This is a genomic window from Terriglobales bacterium, assembly GCA_035567895.1.
Taxonomy (GTDB): Bacteria; Acidobacteriota; Terriglobia; order Terriglobales; family Acidobacteriaceae; genus Gp1-AA112.
Genome location: DATMPC010000105.1, coordinates 14,153 through 29,666 on the forward strand (window position 1 = coordinate 14,153; position 15,514 = coordinate 29,666).

Annotated in this window: 13 protein-coding genes; 2 read left to right on the plus strand and 11 right to left on the minus strand. The window is 56.6% G+C overall.

The window, feature by feature from the left end; all coding sequences use genetic code 11:
- Positions 1-30 precede the first annotated feature (30 nt).
- The 10 genes from ychF to uvrA all read right to left on the minus strand — a co-directional run bounded on the left by ychF (position 31) and on the right by uvrA (position 12,554).
- Positions 31-1,113 (minus strand): redox-regulated ATPase YchF, encoded by a 1,083-nt coding sequence (gene ychF / locus VNX88_22415; protein ID HWY71438.1) that lies wholly within the window; start codon positions 1,111-1,113, stop codon positions 31-33.
- An 81-nt stretch (positions 1,114-1,194) separates the two neighbouring features.
- Complete coding sequence (locus VNX88_22420) at positions 1,195-3,540, minus strand: TonB-dependent receptor (GenBank protein HWY71439.1); 2,346 nt, start codon at positions 3,538-3,540, stop codon at positions 1,195-1,197.
- A 71-nt stretch (positions 3,541-3,611) separates the two neighbouring features.
- Positions 3,612-4,079, minus strand: coding sequence for a DUF4149 domain-containing protein (locus VNX88_22425; GenBank protein ID HWY71440.1), 468 nt, complete (start codon positions 4,077-4,079; stop codon positions 3,612-3,614).
- Position 4,080: 1 nt separating this feature from the next.
- A complete protein-coding gene (locus VNX88_22430) occupies positions 4,081-5,049 on the minus strand; it encodes a MoxR family ATPase (GenBank protein ID HWY71441.1) in 969 nt (322 codons plus the stop codon).
- Positions 5,050-5,231: 182 nt separating this feature from the next.
- Positions 5,232-6,095 (minus strand): zinc metalloprotease HtpX, encoded by an 864-nt coding sequence (locus tag VNX88_22435; GenBank protein ID HWY71442.1) that lies wholly within the window; start codon positions 6,093-6,095, stop codon positions 5,232-5,234.
- Between the two features lie 194 nt (positions 6,096-6,289).
- Complete coding sequence (locus VNX88_22440) at positions 6,290-6,715, minus strand: hypothetical protein (GenBank protein HWY71443.1); 426 nt, start codon at positions 6,713-6,715, stop codon at positions 6,290-6,292.
- 60 nt (positions 6,716-6,775) lie between these two features.
- Entirely contained in the window at positions 6,776-7,873 is a 1,098-nt protein-coding gene (gene mtnA, locus VNX88_22445; GenBank protein HWY71444.1) for an S-methyl-5-thioribose-1-phosphate isomerase, read from the minus strand.
- An 89-nt stretch (positions 7,874-7,962) separates the two neighbouring features.
- Positions 7,963-8,592, minus strand: a complete 630-nt coding sequence (gene pyrE / locus VNX88_22450) for an orotate phosphoribosyltransferase (GenBank protein HWY71445.1) — start codon at positions 8,590-8,592, stop codon at positions 7,963-7,965.
- Between the two features lie 132 nt (positions 8,593-8,724).
- The gene (locus tag VNX88_22455; GenBank protein HWY71446.1) at positions 8,725-9,549 is read right to left on the minus strand and encodes a type II CAAX endopeptidase family protein; all 825 of its coding nucleotides are present in this window, start codon (positions 9,547-9,549) and stop codon (positions 8,725-8,727) included.
- Between the two features lie 146 nt (positions 9,550-9,695).
- The gene (uvrA, locus tag VNX88_22460) at positions 9,696-12,554 is read right to left on the minus strand and encodes an excinuclease ABC subunit UvrA (protein HWY71447.1); all 2,859 of its coding nucleotides are present in this window, start codon (positions 12,552-12,554) and stop codon (positions 9,696-9,698) included.
- A 333-nt stretch (positions 12,555-12,887) separates the two neighbouring features.
- Here uvrA and VNX88_22465 point away from each other — a divergent pair, with 333 nt between their 5' ends.
- Positions 12,888-13,088, plus strand: a complete 201-nt coding sequence (locus VNX88_22465; GenBank protein HWY71448.1) for a hypothetical protein — start codon at positions 12,888-12,890, stop codon at positions 13,086-13,088.
- 81 nt (positions 13,089-13,169) lie between these two features.
- Here the strand turns inward: VNX88_22465 and VNX88_22470 are convergent, their stop codons facing one another.
- Complete coding sequence (locus VNX88_22470) at positions 13,170-14,213, minus strand: hypothetical protein (protein ID HWY71449.1); 1,044 nt, start codon at positions 14,211-14,213, stop codon at positions 13,170-13,172.
- A 55-nt stretch (positions 14,214-14,268) separates the two neighbouring features.
- On the opposite strand from VNX88_22470, the gene VNX88_22475 reads away from it, so the two are divergent.
- Positions 14,269-15,372: a hypothetical protein gene (locus tag VNX88_22475; GenBank protein HWY71450.1), complete on the plus strand. Its 1,104-nt coding sequence runs from the start codon at positions 14,269-14,271 to the stop codon at positions 15,370-15,372.
- The last annotated feature ends 142 nt before the right edge of the window (positions 15,373-15,514 follow it).

Below are 15,514 nucleotides of genomic sequence, written 5' to 3' on the forward strand. Positions count from 1 at the left end.
TTCTACGAAGATGTATGTGCAAAGCCGATTTCACCCGCTGTGCCGGATGTGCATTACGTCGCCGTCCTGCACGATATAGTCTTTGCCCTCCAGCCGCAACGTGCCACGTGAGCGCGCGTTGGCTTCAGATCCCGCATCGAGGAGCTGATCCCAGTGAATGGTTTCTGCACGGATGAAATGCTTCTCGAGATCGGAATGAATTGCTCCCGCAGCGGCTTGCGCTCGTGATCCGCGTTCAATCGTCCACGCGCGGCATTCGTCCTCGCCCACGGTGAAGAACGAAATCAGGCCGAGCAGTTCGTAACTCTTGCGGATCAGGCGCACCAGCCCACTCTCGGTGAGTCCGTAGCTGGCAAGGAATTCCCCGGCTTCTTCGTCGGGCATCTCGGCTAGCTCGGCCTCAACCCTACCGCAGATTGCGGTCACGCCGGCGTTTGGACGCGAAGCATATTCAGTTAATTTGTACTTTGCCGGCGACTTCTCGAGGTCATCGCCAAGTGAAGTGCTCTCATTGACGTTAAGCACATACAGGATGGGCTTTTGACTGAGAAACATGAAGCCGCGGATTCGTTTCTTGTCCTCAGCCGACATTTCCATCTCGCGTAGCGGCCGCTCGGATTCCAGATGGGTCTTCGCGCGTTTGAGCAGGTCAAACTCGCGTTCGAGCTCTGCGGTCTTCATCTTCTTAAGATCTTTTTCGAGACGCTCCAATCGCTTCTCGATCTGTCCTAGATCGTTCACGACCAGATCGAAATCGACATTCTTCGCGTCGCGCAACGGATCGATCTCGCCTACATGTGGGATCGACGGCTCGTCGAAGGCGCGCAACACGTGAATCAGCGCGTCGACAGTCCGCAGATTATTCGCGTAAGCAGATTCCTTAAGCGCTTCCTGGCCGATAGCGGCCACATCGGAGTATTCCACTGTGGCATGAACCAGCTTTTTGGGATTGTAGAGAGCTGACAGCTTATCCAAACGCTCGTCGGGAACTTTCGCTACACCAAGATGAGCTTCGCGCGGATTGTGTCCACGCTCGGCGACATGCGCCTTGGTGAGGATCTTGAACAGCGACGTCTTGCCCACTTGAGGCAGGCCGATAATGCCAGTTTTCATGAATGCGGAGTCCTACAGTGCTGAAAATCAGCAGGAACAGAATTTTCTATCTTAGCAGTGCCTGTGCTGGAGTGCTCAGCATCAGCGGCGCAGATGTAATTGCAGTCCCGCTCTTGCGACCAGTGGCGATGCAAGTGTGACCACAGTCGTGCGTGCAACCATGTAGCGGTCGTTCAGCAGATTTTCCGCCGCGATGTAGACATCCGCGTACGAGTTGAGCCGCCGCGATATGAAAGTGTCGAGCTTGAAGTAAGGATCCAAGGTCAGCGTATTACGATCGTCGTCGAACACCGAGCTGTTGCTGCGTCCCTGAAATGCCACAGTCACGAATCGAGGATTGCTGTAGCGCGCCTGGAAAGTGAATTCGTGGCGCGGTACCTCTGGAACCTGCAGCCCAACCAGCGTCTGATCGGCGGGGAAGGAAGTTACAACCGCGTCGACGAACTGGTATTGAGCAGAAATCTCGATCCACTTCATCATCGCCCAGTCCGCCTGGGCCTCGACTCCGCGTGCTCGTGTGCTGCCAAGGTTCTGCCGTTGGCGCGTGATGAGCGCCGGAGTCGAACTCAGAGTCACGTTCGCAATCGGCCGGTGCACAGTTGCCCAGAAGAAACCTTGCCGCAGGTTCAGCCTGCCGTTGACCAGCTTCTCAGTGGGTCCAAGTTCCCAGCCAGTGAGCCGTTCCGCACGTAGTTGCGGATTGGCGGTCGTCATAATATTCCCTAATCGGAACGAACGGTACAACTCGTTCAGCGTTGGAGAACGGAACGATCTGTAGGCGGAGGCTTTCAAAGCAATGCGATCGTTCAAGCGAAACGTGGTTGCCAGTTTGGGGTTCCATGCTGTTTCAGAGCGGTCAGGGAACGGTGTCAGTACTGTGCTGCCTGAGGGCAGCGTGACGGTTCGCGTGAATCCGCTCACTGGTCGCCAATCATCGAAACGGACGCCGCCGGTTAGAAGCCAGCGAGGTTTTATGCGCGCGATATCTTCCAGGAAAACACCGGTGTTGCGAATGATTCCGCCGGCATTCACAAGGCTTGAGGGTTTGCCCGCAGTGAAGACTTGATCGTCGCTCTCTCCCGTAACATGGGAGAACTCCCCACCGGCAAGCAATGTGTTCCAGCCAACCGTCCGCGAATATTGCGCGCTCAAGCCGAACTGCCGGGACGGAACCTGTTGCACGCGGGCAAGGGTTTCGGTGTTGCGGTCGGCAGCAATTGAAGCGAATGTCTGGTGATAGGTTTCGGTTCCGCCGTATCCGCGTACTTGCAACAACGAGTCGGATGGCCCTTCAAGATCGAGTCCTGTAACCGCCTGCCAGGCCCGCGTACGATTTATTTCGATGATAGTCCCGTTATGGCGTGAATCGTCGTAGCCAAGTCCGCGAATGAAGAAGCGAGATCGTTGCGAAAGCTGTCGTTGAACTTGTAGCTGGCCGTTGCGGTGCAGTGAGTTTGCCGGATCATCAACGGCTCCGCGCTGCGAGAACTGCACAGGAATATAACCCGCAGTGCGAAAGTACTCTGCCGCGCCAGACGTTATCCACCTTCCAAAACTGTGGCCGAGATAACCGGAGACGTTTGGAGTTTCCTGGTTGCCGTAGGAGAGATCCAGGCTCGCGTCGGTTCCCTCCTGCGTTCTTGTCAGCAATTGAGTCACGCCGCTGAGTGCTTCGCCTCCGTATAGGTCGGAAGCGCCGCCACGCAGCATCTCCACACTCTCGAGCGACTCGCGAGGAATCTGGCTCCAATTCACCCAGCCGCCGAACGGATCAGTAATCGGCACTCCATCGAGCAGCACGAGTGCGCGGCTGGCACCGCTTGATCCCATGCCCCGCATAGACACGCCCTGCGTAGTTGGATTCGACGTGCGGCTGCTGTTGCGGCGAAACTGGTCGAACCCGGCGACCTGGCGCAACACGTCGTCCACTTCAAGCGCACCACTGGTGCGAATATCGGCTGGGCTCAGCACTTGAACGCTTTGTGGCGAGTCATCCAGAGACAAAGCAGTGCGCGAGGCTGTGACTTCTATTTCTGTGTTTACCGTGTCCGGTTGCAGGACGATGACGAGGTTCTCGTCGCTAATGCCTGCCGGTATCGCGCGTCGCGTCGCGGCGAACCCACTCGCCGAAATTGAGATTTCCAGCTTGTCGTTGCTGAAATTCCTGAATTCGAACGTGCCATCCCGACCGGTAGTTGCCGTGAATTCGGAGGACCCTTGCTTGAGAGCTACTGTGGCGTTGCTGATGGTGGCGTGAGAAGCGTCTTCAACGACACCGCGAATTTGCCGCGGCGATGGGGATTGCCCCAGACAGAGGCAAGTCCAACCAAGCCAAAGAGCGACTACGGCCTCGAATCTGAATCGAGGTCTCCCTTGGATATAGCTTGGACAATCTACTCGCACGGAACTCCGAATACGATGATGCATCCAGCAGCTCAGGATGCAACTAGAACACCATCAAAGCACCAGGATTGTCGAGTAGCTGGGAGCAGAATGCGTCAGTCGCGCGGTTCCCTGGAGACGAGTACAACGGCACCAACTCCGGCAAACAGCACGATTCCTTCAAGGATGACCGATGTTTGATGCAAACGGTCGAAGGTCGCCCGGCCTGCATCCTGACGAGGAAGTGCCTGAATCGGCCCGCCGACTGCAGCGCGGATCCGTTCCATCTGTGGTGTGATTCTGAACTGTGAGAATGCTGTGCAGAGGAGCATCAGGCCGACAAGTCCGCGCAACATTCTCGGCTGCCTGAATGTTCCCAGGAACGTGGCCGCCAAAAAGATCACTCCGCAAGCCAGACCGATTCGGTGAAGTGCTCCCAAGGATCGACCGACAATTGTGCCTGCAATATCCTGCGCCGGCAACGCGGAGAAAACCGTTGGCGCCACAACGAACGAAAAGAAAACGATGCTGCCGATCCAGACTACGAGGGAAACAATCAGAAGGAAACGAGCGAGAGATTGCATCTTACGACGGCACCGGCACGTTCTCGATGATCTCGCCTACAATGCGTTCAGCCTGCTCCGAGGCTTTGAGGGTGGAACTGTAGCGCGCGTTTACGACCACACGGTGCGCGAAGACCGGCACGACAAGCCGTTTGAAATCGTCCGGCGTCGTGAATCTACGTCCTTCCATGAAGGCCATTGCCTGTGCGGCGCGATACAGCATGAGCGAGCCGCGAGGCGATACTCCCAGCGAAAGCTGCTCCGACTGGCGCGTCTTGTTTACGATTTCCAACGTGTAGTTCACGAGCGATTCGTCGACTCGAATCTTTTTTACCTGCTCCTGCATTTCGATAACGTCGTCACCGGTCAGCACCGGGCGAACTTCGCCCAGACGCGCAGCGCCCGCTTCTGCGCGCAGGATTTCACGCTCGCTATCTGCAGCCGGATAGGTCATCTGGACTCGAACCAGAAAGCGATCCATCTGCGATTCCGGCAAAGGATAGGTTCCGTGATGTTCGACAGGATTCTGCGTAGCGATTACGAGAAAGGGTCGTGGAACCTCACGCGCCTGTCCTTCTACAGTCACCTGGCCTTCATTCATTACTTCCAGCAACGCAGACTGCGTCTTAGGCGTGGTGCGGTTGATTTCGTCGGCAAGCAGGACGTTCGTGAAAACGGGCCCGGGCTTGAAGTCGAAGCGCTCTTCGGCAGCGGAATACACCGACGTACCGAGCAGGTCGCTGGGCAGCATATCGCTGGTAAATTGAACGCGCTGAAAAGTGCAATCCAAGGAACGGGCGAGTGTCTGTCCCAAGGTGGTCTTGCCCACTCCCGGAACACCCTCAATTAATAGATGCCCGCGGGCAAACACCGCCACCAGAGCCAGGCGAACTACCTCGTCGCTTCCGCGGATCACGACTCGAAGGGCACCTTCCAGGCGTTGGGCGCGCTCATGCAGCGAAGCAATCTCATTTTCGAGCAGGCGAGGCATCTCGCGTGATTGTACCGTCTCCTATTGGGATTCCGTAACCCTATGGTGCAGTGAACGGTCGCGCGAGCTCACTTTGCAGAAAAACTTGCACCACAGAGGACACTGAAGTGCACGGAGGAGCTAAAAGCCTACAGCAGGACGGTCTTGCTCTCCTTGTGCGGTTGAGATCTGGTGCAGAAGACTCAGATTGAGTCTGGTGGACGCCCGGTCAGCCGCGCAATGCGCTTGGAAATCGGAGGGTGCGTAGAGAACAGGCTCGCGAGAGTCTCTCCACCTAGCATCGGCGCCACAATGAACAGGTGCGCCGTGGATGGCGACGCCTGCATTGGAAGGCGTTTCGAATAAGCATCCAGCTTCTCCAGGGCTCTTGCCAGAGCGTAGGGATTGCCGGTTGTCTGGGCCCCAGTGTGGTCCGCCTCGTACTCACGGGAGCGCGACACCGCCATTTGAATCAGCAGCGCCGCAATTGGTGCCAAAATCATCATCAGCAATTCCATGAGACCACCACCGCCGCGCTCACGGTCATTGCGATCGCCGTAGCCACCAAACATGCCGGCCCACATTGCCGAACGAGCCAGGAAGGTGATGGCTCCTGCGATGGTCGCTGCCACCGAACTGATCAGGATGTCGCGATTGCGCACATGGCCCAATTCATGAGCGAGGACACCCTCGAGCTCCTCATCGTCCAGCAGATTGAGAATGCCTTGCGTCACTGCGACGGAGGCATGTGAAGGATTGCGGCCGGTGGCAAAGGCGTTTGGCGACTCGTTAGGGATGACATAGATCTTTGGCATCGGCAAGCCGATGCGCTGCGTCATGTGCTCGACTACGTTGTAAACACGAGGCAACTGTTCCCGGCTCACAGGCTGCGCACCGTACATGGCGAGCGCGAGCTTATCCGAAAAGAAATACGCAAAGAAGTTGCCGAACGCTGCAAACGCCAACGCAAACGCCATTCCGCGCTGTCCACCCAAGGCCTGTCCTACAAACATCAGGAACAGAGTCATTCCGGTCAGCAAAGCCACCGTTTTAAGATTATTTCCCATAAGCTTTGTAGATGTAGATGTTCAAGCCTGGCGCAGGATTCGGGGGCTTGTTGGCGCTGATTAATGATACGCCGCCCAGCTGAGACACCTATCCTTGCTGCTAAATACGCATGAACACTAGCAAATGTTCCATCCGCAGAAACAACAAACCCGGCTCCGAAGAGCCGGGTTCGAGACAATTCTGGATGAAGGACTTAGGCGACTCGGCGGCGAGTTTCTGCGTTGCTGGATCCCTGTTCGAAATCAGTCAGGCTCTTGACGGCCGCAAGACCAATACCGATTCCCTGGAAAAGCTTCGATTCGCGCTCTTCGGAGAAGCGGAGCAGATTAGGGAGCGAGGCCACGAGAGCAGAGACGCCAGTGTCGATCTTGCCGTGAGTTTCGAAGCTGATCTTCTTCCATACTCCGCCCGGGCAGTCGGTGAGGAAGATGAGGCTGCCAATCAAGTCCGCACACAAGTAAGAGGCTAGTGCGGCACGCTTGTTCTTGCCCCAGAGTAGTGCGCCGGCAGCAACAAATGCGGCGGCAGCGCCCCAATCGATAGCTGCATGCATTCCGGGGCTGATCGCCTTGGGCAGCGGCTTGGTTGCAAGTTCTGCGAGTCTGGTAGAGATCGGCATTCGTGTTCACTCCTCTGAAGGAGATGCTTTGGCGCAACGGCAAGTTGGTATCTGCCCGCGTTAACGCCTTGAAGTTACCTGCAGCTCCCCTTCGCCAGCTAATGCCTGCAGAGACTCTGCATACGGGGCTTTCGCAATGCCTCGCTCCGTGATGATCGCTGCTACGTAACGGTGCGGCGTCACATCGAAAGCAGGATTCTCGACTCGAACCCCATCAGGTGCGATCTGCTTTCCCGCCATGTGGGTTATTTCCCGTGGCGAGCGCTGCTCGATTGGAATCTGATCGCCGTCCGGAGTCGAAAGATCGATCGTTGACCATGGCGCGGCCACATAAAAGGGAATCCGATGTTCCTTGGCGAGCACGGCGACCGTGTAGGTTCCGATCTTGTTTGCCACGTCGCCGTTGGCTGCGATCCGGTCTGCGCCAACGACGACCGCGCTTATCTTGCCCTGCTTCATCACTGCGCCAGCCATATTGTCAGAGATTACCGTTGTGGGAATTCCATCTTTCATCAGCTCCCATGCCGTCAGGCGCGAACCTTGGAGAAACGGGCGCGTTTCATCCGCGAAGACGTGGATCTTCTTCCCGGATTCCACCGCGGCGCGAATCACGCCGAGAGCCGTGCCGTATCCGCAAGTAGCCAAGGCTCCGGCGTTGCAATGGGTGAGCACGCTGCCGGATGCAGGCATCAGCACCGCTCCGTTACGTCCCATCGTCTGGCACGCTGCGATGTCTGCCGCATACATCTGCTGAGCTTCATGGATGAGCCCTCGTTTGATTTCGTCAATCGAGAATGACGAAAGTTGCTCGAAACGTTCGCGCATACGCTGGATGGCCCAGAAGAGATTCACGGCCGTCGGACGAGTTGCAGCAAGGGTTCCGCAGATCTCCTCAAACTCTGGCCGAAGTTCGTGGTAGTTTTTGGCCCGAGAGTCGCGCACACCAAGGGCGATACCCATCGCCGTCGTCACGCCGATGGCAGGGGCACCACGGACGATCATGTCGCGAATCGCAGTAGCGACCTCAGCGTACGTGCGACAAGTAACGTAGATCTCTTCAGTAGGTAGGCGCGTTTGATCGATAAAACGCACGCCAGCATCGGTCCATTCCAGGGTTTTGACCATGTTCTTAAATTCTAAAGGCGTTTCGGGTTTCAGGTTTCAAGTTTCGACGAAGCCTGCTCGCGATTCCTAACGAGAGGGTGTGGCGGGGCTTTGTCCACAGTGAGACCCGAAACTTGAAACGCTTAGGCCGTGGCCTTTTGCCCAAGATGGGCGGCTCGCACTTCGGACGCTTTGAAGATGGAAACGAACTCAATTCCACCGGCGGCTTTTTCGACCGCTGGGCGCCCGCCGGCTTCCTCCCGCTCGACGAGACACGCAACCCCGGCAATGTCGAATCCGAATTCGCGCGCGGCTTCAATGGCCTGAATAGTTGAGGAGCCCGTGGTGCACACGTCGTCGACGATCACCACACGCGCACCCTTTTCGCGAAAACCCTCTATACGTTGGCCGGTTCCGTGCGTTTTTTCCTGCTTGCGAACCAGGAAGCCGTGGATGAGAAACTCCGAGACGTCTACTGGTTTCGGCCGGGCAGGCGCGCGTGTCTGTACGATCTGGGCGGTGAGAAGAGCAATACCGGCAACGATTGGATCGGCGCCCAGCGTCATTCCACCGGCCGCGCGCGGCTTCCACTTTTTGCTTTGAATCACGTCATAAAACACGCGGCCAGTGAGGCGCATGCCTTCCGCGTCCAGAGTAGTTGTGCGGCAATCGATGTAGTAGTCGCTCATCCCGCCAGAAGAAAGCTTGAACTCTCCGAGTCGAAACGACTTGCGCGCGAGCATGTTCAGCAGAAGTTCGCGTGAGTTGGGCATTATCGATACATTAGCATTAGCGAAAACCAGCCGAGTGTTCAGTTTTCAGTAATCAGTTCTCAGTAGAGGCCACGCTGACCAGACTGGTATTCGCCTTTTCTGAATACTGAGAACTGATTACTGACTAGTTTCCTACCGAAGCTTGTCCATGTGAACGAACCCGCCGGTCGCGACAAAGATCATCCCAAACAAGAACGCGTTGTATCCCGAGTGAACAAGAAAGCTGCAAGCTACCGATTGTGTTCGGGCGCGCACGTACGTCAGGACCATGCCTACCGTGAAGAGCACGAGTAGCGGCGCCCAGGCATGCGCGAGTTGTCCTTCGTGGGTTAGGGCAAACAGTAGGGAATTCACTACCATGGCGGCAAGGTAGCCGATGCGGCGAAATAGCACGGGATACAGAAAGCCGCGGAAAAAGAGCTCTTCGAATAGCGGTGCGATGAAGATCCCGAAAAAGGCAAGCACCCAGGCTGCGTGCGTGGTCTTAAAAAACTCGTCGATTGGAAGTGACTTCGGGATGGGCAGAAAGCTTGACACCACTTGAATTACGAGCGAAAGACCGAGCCCTAACGCCGCATAGGGCATGGCAGCAACCGGCCATCTCCACTTTGCCGCCCGCCAGAAGGGTGCTGTTGTCCCTCTCCGTACCACCAGCATCATGAAGAAAAGAGTGACCAGATAACCCATCGCCTGCGGCGGGATTACTGCCAACGGCTCAGCCGCGAGCTGCGCAAAGGTGTAGTGCTTCCATCTCGGCACGGCATGGATGGCGCCGAAGACAATTGCAGTCAGCAGTCCTGTAGCGATGACGTAAAAGACTACGATCAGAGCAACGTCAATGAGCCCCCACGGGGGGGCTTCTGCTGGCGCCGAAGTTGAGGGGATTACTTCGATTTCGCGTGTGTCGGGTCCCGGTTCAGATACCGGATCGAACGGAGGATTGGGGGTCAGCGACACGATGTGCTGAGTTGAATCTACACGAAAGAAAACCTTTGAACCACGGAGACACAGAGCCACGGAGAAAACAACCGGAAAGCAACTTTAGCCTAGAACCTTGATTCAGTAATCGGTACGCAGGCTGGTTGGCAACTGAGAGAAAAACCTCAATTGCCTTTCTCCGTGCCTCCGTGTCTCCGTGGTGAAGAACCCGCAGGAGCTGTCCACTTTGAGTGGGCCATGTACTCTGCCAGCGCTTGCCCCGTGTATGACTTTTTTGCTCGCGCGATCTGCTGCGGAGGTCCTTGCGCGACTAGCCGCCCGCCGTCTTCTCCGCCTTCGGGACCTAGATCGATAATCCAGTCGGCGTTGCGGATCACATCAAGGTTGTGCTCGATGATGATGATCGTGTTGCCCAGATCGGTCAGCCGGTGCAGTACATCGAGCAGTTTCTTTACATCCTCAAAGTGCAGACCAGTCGTTGGTTCGTCGAGTAAATAGAGAGTGCGTCCGGTCTGGCGCTTGCTCAACTCCCGTGCCAGCTTGATGCGTTGAGCTTCACCGCCAGAGAGTGTGACCGCGGATTGCCCGAGTTGGATGTAGCCAAGACCCACATCCACGAGTGTCTGCAGCTTCTGACGGACCTGCGGAATGTCTTCAAGAATCGGCAGGGCATCTGCTATCGATGTCTCCAGCAAATCGGCGATGGACTGTCCTTTGTACCGGACCTGTAGAGTCTCGTGGTTGTAACGCTTGCCGCCACAGACCTCGCAGAGCACATACACGTCTGGCAGAAAGTTCATCTCAATGCGGCGCTGGCCTTCACCCTGGCAGGCCTCGCAGCGTCCACCGCTTACGTTGAAAGAGAAGCGACCTGCCTTGTATCCGCGCTCACGCGATTCCGGCAGCATGGCGTACAGATCGCGAATCTGCGTGAACACTCCTGTGTACGTAGCGGGATTCGATCGCGGCGTTCGCCCAATCGGTGTCTGATCGATGCGAATAACTTTGTCCACACTTTCTATTCCAGTAACGCCCTTGTGGGCACCGGGCTCTTCCCGTGAGCGATAAAGACCCTTCGCCAGCGCGCGGTAGAGAATGTCATTCACGAGTGTGGATTTCCCCGAACCGCTTACGCCAGTCACTACCGTCATTACGCCGAGAGGGAAATTGATGTCGAGATTCTTGAGATTGTTTTCACGTGCTCCCAGAACGGTAATGGCTTTTCCGTTCGCCTGGCGTGGCTCGAAGCGAGCACCAATGTTTACTTGCCCCGAGATGTATCTGCCGGTCAACGACTCGGGTGCGTGCTCGATCTGCTCGGGAGTGCCCTGTGCGACTAGTTCTCCACCGTGGCGTCCTGCCCCGGGGCCGAGATCGATGACGTAGTCGGCACGTCGGATTGTTTCCTCGTCGTGCTCGACCACGAGGACGGTGTTGCCGAGATCGCGCAGGGATTCGAGTGCGGTGATTAGCCGATTGTTGTCGCGATGATGCAATCCGATGGATGGCTCGTCGAGCACATACAGCACGCCACGCAGCTTCGATCCGATCTGTGTCGCCAGGCGGATGCGCTGTCCTTCGCCGCCTGACAGCGTTGCTGCCGATCGGTTGAGCGAGATGTATCCCAGTCCAACGGCGTTCAGGAATTGCAAACGCTCGCCGATTTCACGCAACACGCGACCTGCAACCAGTTGTCCGCGTTGGTCCAGCTTGATCTTTTGCGCCGCCTGTAAAGCATGGGACACGGGCATGCCAGTGAAATCGGCGATGCTGATTCCGTTCACTCGCACTGCCAGACTTTCCTGACGCAGGCGCTTGCCCTGGCACAACGCACACGTTGTGGCAGACATGTATTCGAGCAGCCACTCGCGATAACTTTCCGACGAAGACTCCTCCAGGTTCTGTTTCAGGAATGCCAAAATGCCATGAAAGCCACTGCGTGCGGCTTCCCGTTCGGGAGGTCCATAGAGAAGCAGGTTCTGCTGCTCGGCAGGCAGCTTCTCAAATGGAATGCTCAAATCCAGCTTGTACACCTGCGCAGCAATCTCAATCAGCCGCTGCAAATAGGTCGAACCTGAGCCCGGTCCTAACGCGCCTTCAAGCAACGGCTTCGACCAGTCGACAATCAGCTTTGCAGGATCGAAATCGTACTTGCTGCCGAGCCCATGACACTCCGGGCACGCACCATAAATGCTGTTGAAGGAGAATGACCGCGGCTCCAGCACAGGCACACTAATGCCGCACTCCGGGCACGCCATTTTGGCGGAGTACATACGCTCGTCGCCATCAACTACCGCCAGAGTTACCAAGCCATCTGCAAGCTTCATCGCAGTCGCGACCGAATTTTCCAGTCGCTTTTCGATGCCAGGTTTCACCAGCAGACGATCAACGACGACCTCGATCGTGTGGTTCTTACGCTTATCGAGCTTGATCTCATCGAGCCCATCTTCGCCGCCATCGAGGTTGCGCAGCTCTCCGTCGATGCGTGCTCGCGTATAGCCTTGCTGCGCCAGTTTCTCCAGTTCCTTTTTGAACTCGCCTTTTCGTCCGCGCACAATAGGCGCAAGCAGCATGACGCGATCTTCGGGCTTCAGCGACATCACCTGCTGTACGATCTGCTCCGCCGACTGCCGGCTGATCTCTCGCCCACACTTCGGACAATGCGGCACGCCTACGGAGGAATACAGCAGACGCAAATAGTCGTAAATCTCAGTGATTGTGCCTACTGTCGAACGCGGATTGCGCGTCGTAGTCTTCTGCTCAATGGCGATGGACGGGCTGAGTCCATCGATGGCGTCTACTTCAGGTCGCTCCATTTGGTCGAGGAACTGCCGGGCATATGCGGAGAGTGTTTCGACATATCGCCGCTGGCCCTCTGCGTAGATAGTGTCGAACGCTAGCGAGGACTTGCCCGATCCGCTCAGCCCCGTGATTACCGTAAGCGTATTGCGTGGGATCTCGACGTTGATGTTCTTCAGGTTGTGTTGACGAGCCCCGCGGACCCGGATCGAGGTAATTGGCATTTAAGAGAGTGCAGACCTACAGGAAACTTCTTTGAGCAATGAACGCAACTTTACATCCGTATCTTAGTTGTCAACATCAGGCAGCGTCAACGCGGGTTACATTTGGTTTCCCGGTCGTCGGTCCGCCACTAGTGACGATCGTGCGTGGGCATTACCTGCGTAATCTGGCTGGATTCAACCACTTGGCGCATAACACTAGAGTGTGCGGTCGCGCACTCTGGGTACATGAACCATGGAGACGGATGCGTTTTCCGGGTTCAGGAGCAGAATGTGCGAATCAAGCCGGGTTAACCAACTGGCTTCTGCGCATCGACATCAAAAGGCGGACAGAGAGTGAATCCTCAATTGGTAAGTTCGGCTACTGTGAATAACTTGATCCTGAGCACTATCGTATTTGCCACGATTATTTCAGCCATGTTTCTGGGTGTTTATTCCGGATACGTAGCCGTAAGCGGGATCCTTCGGGTGATGAGCCGGAAGCCAGCCAAGGCTTCAGCAACCGTGATCGAATTTCCAGCCAACGCCGCCAGCTAAAGTTTCCTTACAAACGACGTTACCTCCCCAAAAGATCAAGCCTCCCCCGTGGGGCTTTTTCTTTTTGTGGGAATAGTGTCTCTACCGAGGGACGTTGCCGGGCTGCTGGGGCTGTTGTTGCTGCTGTTGCTGGCGCAGACGTTGCAGCTCCTGAAGCAACTGCTCAGGCGTCTTTACCTGCTGCTGTTGTTGCCCTGGGGGCTGTACCTGCTCTGAGGGCACAGGCGGAGGGGCTTGTTGCTGAATCACTGGCTGTTCCGCAACGTCGGTGTCCTCGTCGTCTGGATTGGGCGTTGGAACGTTCTGCCGAGTGGCCATCTGGCCGGGGCTAGCCCCGACAGCCGGAGCGGCTCCGTGTGGACTGAGCATGATGCGTTCCACGCTGCCTGGATCGTCCACTGCGCCCACGAGAATGAAGTCATAGCGGGTTCCGTTCAGGATTGAGTTCAAAACCTGCCGCGGAGCCCCCGGTCCAAACTGCCCAAAAACCCGCTCGGCATTGGGCTGAGTGCCCTCCAGAGTGGCGTGCGTCACGTTGCCTACGGCCTTCAGAATGTCGGCGAGCGTTGAATTTTCTGCCGCTACGGTGAGCAAACCACCCATATAGCTGATGCGCGGCGGATTCGGTGGCTGCTGTTCCGCCCCTGCTGGAACCTGAGGCAGGGGACAAACGCCTTGCTGATTCGCCGGTTGGGGCGATGCTGGCGGCCGCTGTTCCGCCCCAAGTGGAGCTTGAGGCTGAGGACAAACGCCTTGCTGATTCCCCGGTTGCGCCGACGTTGGCTTCGGTTGTTGGGCACCAAGCCCGGAAACCTGAGGCTGTGGATTCGTCTGTTCCGACGGCGCAGGCGGGTGCGGAAACCTGATAGGTTGACGCTGTCCCGGCGAAGCCGGCGCCGCCTGATCCGGCGGAAACTGCTGCGCAGGACTAGGGAATTGCTGAGCCTGCGTCGTGGGCTGCTGCGTCTGCGAAGGGGGAATGCGGCGCATGCGCCCATACACCGACGACGACGGCTGGGCCGGCTGCCCAGTTTGCGGTGCACTGCTCTGCGTCTGCTGGCTGCTCAGGACCGTAGTAGAGAGCAGAAGCAGCGAGAACGCACTAATGGAAACACTTTTGGACACGCGGGTTTATGCTACTCCAAAGGCGGGTAGCTCACCAATAAATCGAGCCACCCGTATGAGAGAACGCCGAAGACTATCCGAGTTGCAGGATTTCGCATCTTACGACGTAAGAAAGCTGCTGACTGGCAGCCGTGTCTTCGCTTTTGAGAGGAACATGATTCGCACTTATTCACGTTTGCTTGCTGCACTTTTTTTGACCGTTCCAACGCTGTTAGTGACTTCGGCGCAAGCCGCAGAGAGCTGCTACACGGCTCCTGACATGGAGGCGTCGGCCCGCATGGGGATCGAGTCGGCTGTACAACAGCTCTTTAGCGCGGCAGCTGCTGGCAATACCGCCGCCATGCAGCAGAATTCAATAGCTGCGATCGCAAATAATTTTCAGGGAATCACGAATGTAGTTCAGGCGAACAAGGACAAGATCGCCGGCGGCCAAGCGCGTATCCGCAATGAGTGGGTCCTCGACGCGCCAGGAACGACGCCCTATCAGCGCGCCGAATTCTACTGCGGAACCTTCAATTCACTGCAACGATCGTCGTTTGTGATCCCCGGACTGCCGCCCGGAAAATACGCCGTTGCGATCCAGGACGTTACGGGATCAAAGCAGCCGTTCACGATCACCTACATTCTGCAGCAGGAAGGCAGCCAGTGGAAGCTCGCCGGATATTATGCCAAGCCGCGCCAAGTGGGCCCACACGACGGACTCTGGTACTGGGTGCAGGCGCGTGATTTCAAGAAACGGGGCAGCCAGCACGTGTCGTTTTTCTATTATTTGACCGCTGCCGACCTTCTCGCCCCAGTGAATTTCATGAGCACGCCGCAACTGGAAAAGCTTTACGAGGAACAGCAAGCCGCTATCCCGAAGGATATTCCACAAAATCCGCAGCAACCGGTACCTTTAACGCTGAACGGATATACCTACAACATAGTTCAGGCCTTCGTTGTGCCAGATGAAAAACAGGGTTTGAACCTGGTTTACAAGTACTCATCGCCCGATATCTCCGATCAGGTGAAGACCTTCCAGCAGAATATGGCTTTTATCAAGGCGTTAGCGCAGCAATATCCGGAATACAAGCAGGCGTTTACGTCGATCGTGGCCCGCGCGGTTGGGCCGAATGGACAGGATTTTGGGACTCAGCTTCCGGTGAACGACATTAAATAGCTCCCTTTTTTCACCACGGAGACACGGAGTCACGGAGAACGGCCGGTTCGAGGTGGTTAACCCCGTAGACCCAAGCCTCCTAATCGCCTCAAGACTTGTCGGTATATCCAAAAAACACGCCCATTCATGCCTTTCTCCGTGT

Bases quoted from the DNA above. Each gene is read 5' to 3' on its own strand.
- VNX88_22420 (HWY71439.1), bottom strand. From the start codon at position 3,540: ATGCATCATCGTATTCGGAGTTCCGTGCGAGTAGATTGTCCAAGCTAT.
- VNX88_22440 (HWY71443.1), bottom strand. From the start codon at position 6,715: ATGCCGATCTCTACCAGACTCGCAGAACTTGCAACCAAGCCGCTGCCC.
- VNX88_22435 (HWY71442.1), bottom strand. From the start codon at position 6,095: ATGGGAAATAATCTTAAAACGGTGGCTTTGCTGACCGGAATGACTCTG.
- pyrE (HWY71445.1), bottom strand. From the start codon at position 8,592: ATGCCCAACTCACGCGAACTTCTGCTGAACATGCTCGCGCGCAAGTCG.
- uvrA (HWY71447.1), bottom strand. From the start codon at position 12,554: ATGCCAATTACCTCGATCCGGGTCCGCGGGGCTCGTCAACACAACCTG.
- ychF (HWY71438.1), bottom strand. From the start codon at position 1,113: ATGAAAACTGGCATTATCGGCCTGCCTCAAGTGGGCAAGACGTCGCTG.
- VNX88_22475 (HWY71450.1), top strand. From the start codon at position 14,269: ATGAGAGAACGCCGAAGACTATCCGAGTTGCAGGATTTCGCATCTTAC.
- VNX88_22425 (HWY71440.1), bottom strand. From the start codon at position 4,079: ATGCAATCTCTCGCTCGTTTCCTTCTGATTGTTTCCCTCGTAGTCTGG.
- VNX88_22430 (HWY71441.1), bottom strand. From the start codon at position 5,049: ATGCCTCGCCTGCTCGAAAATGAGATTGCTTCGCTGCATGAGCGCGCC.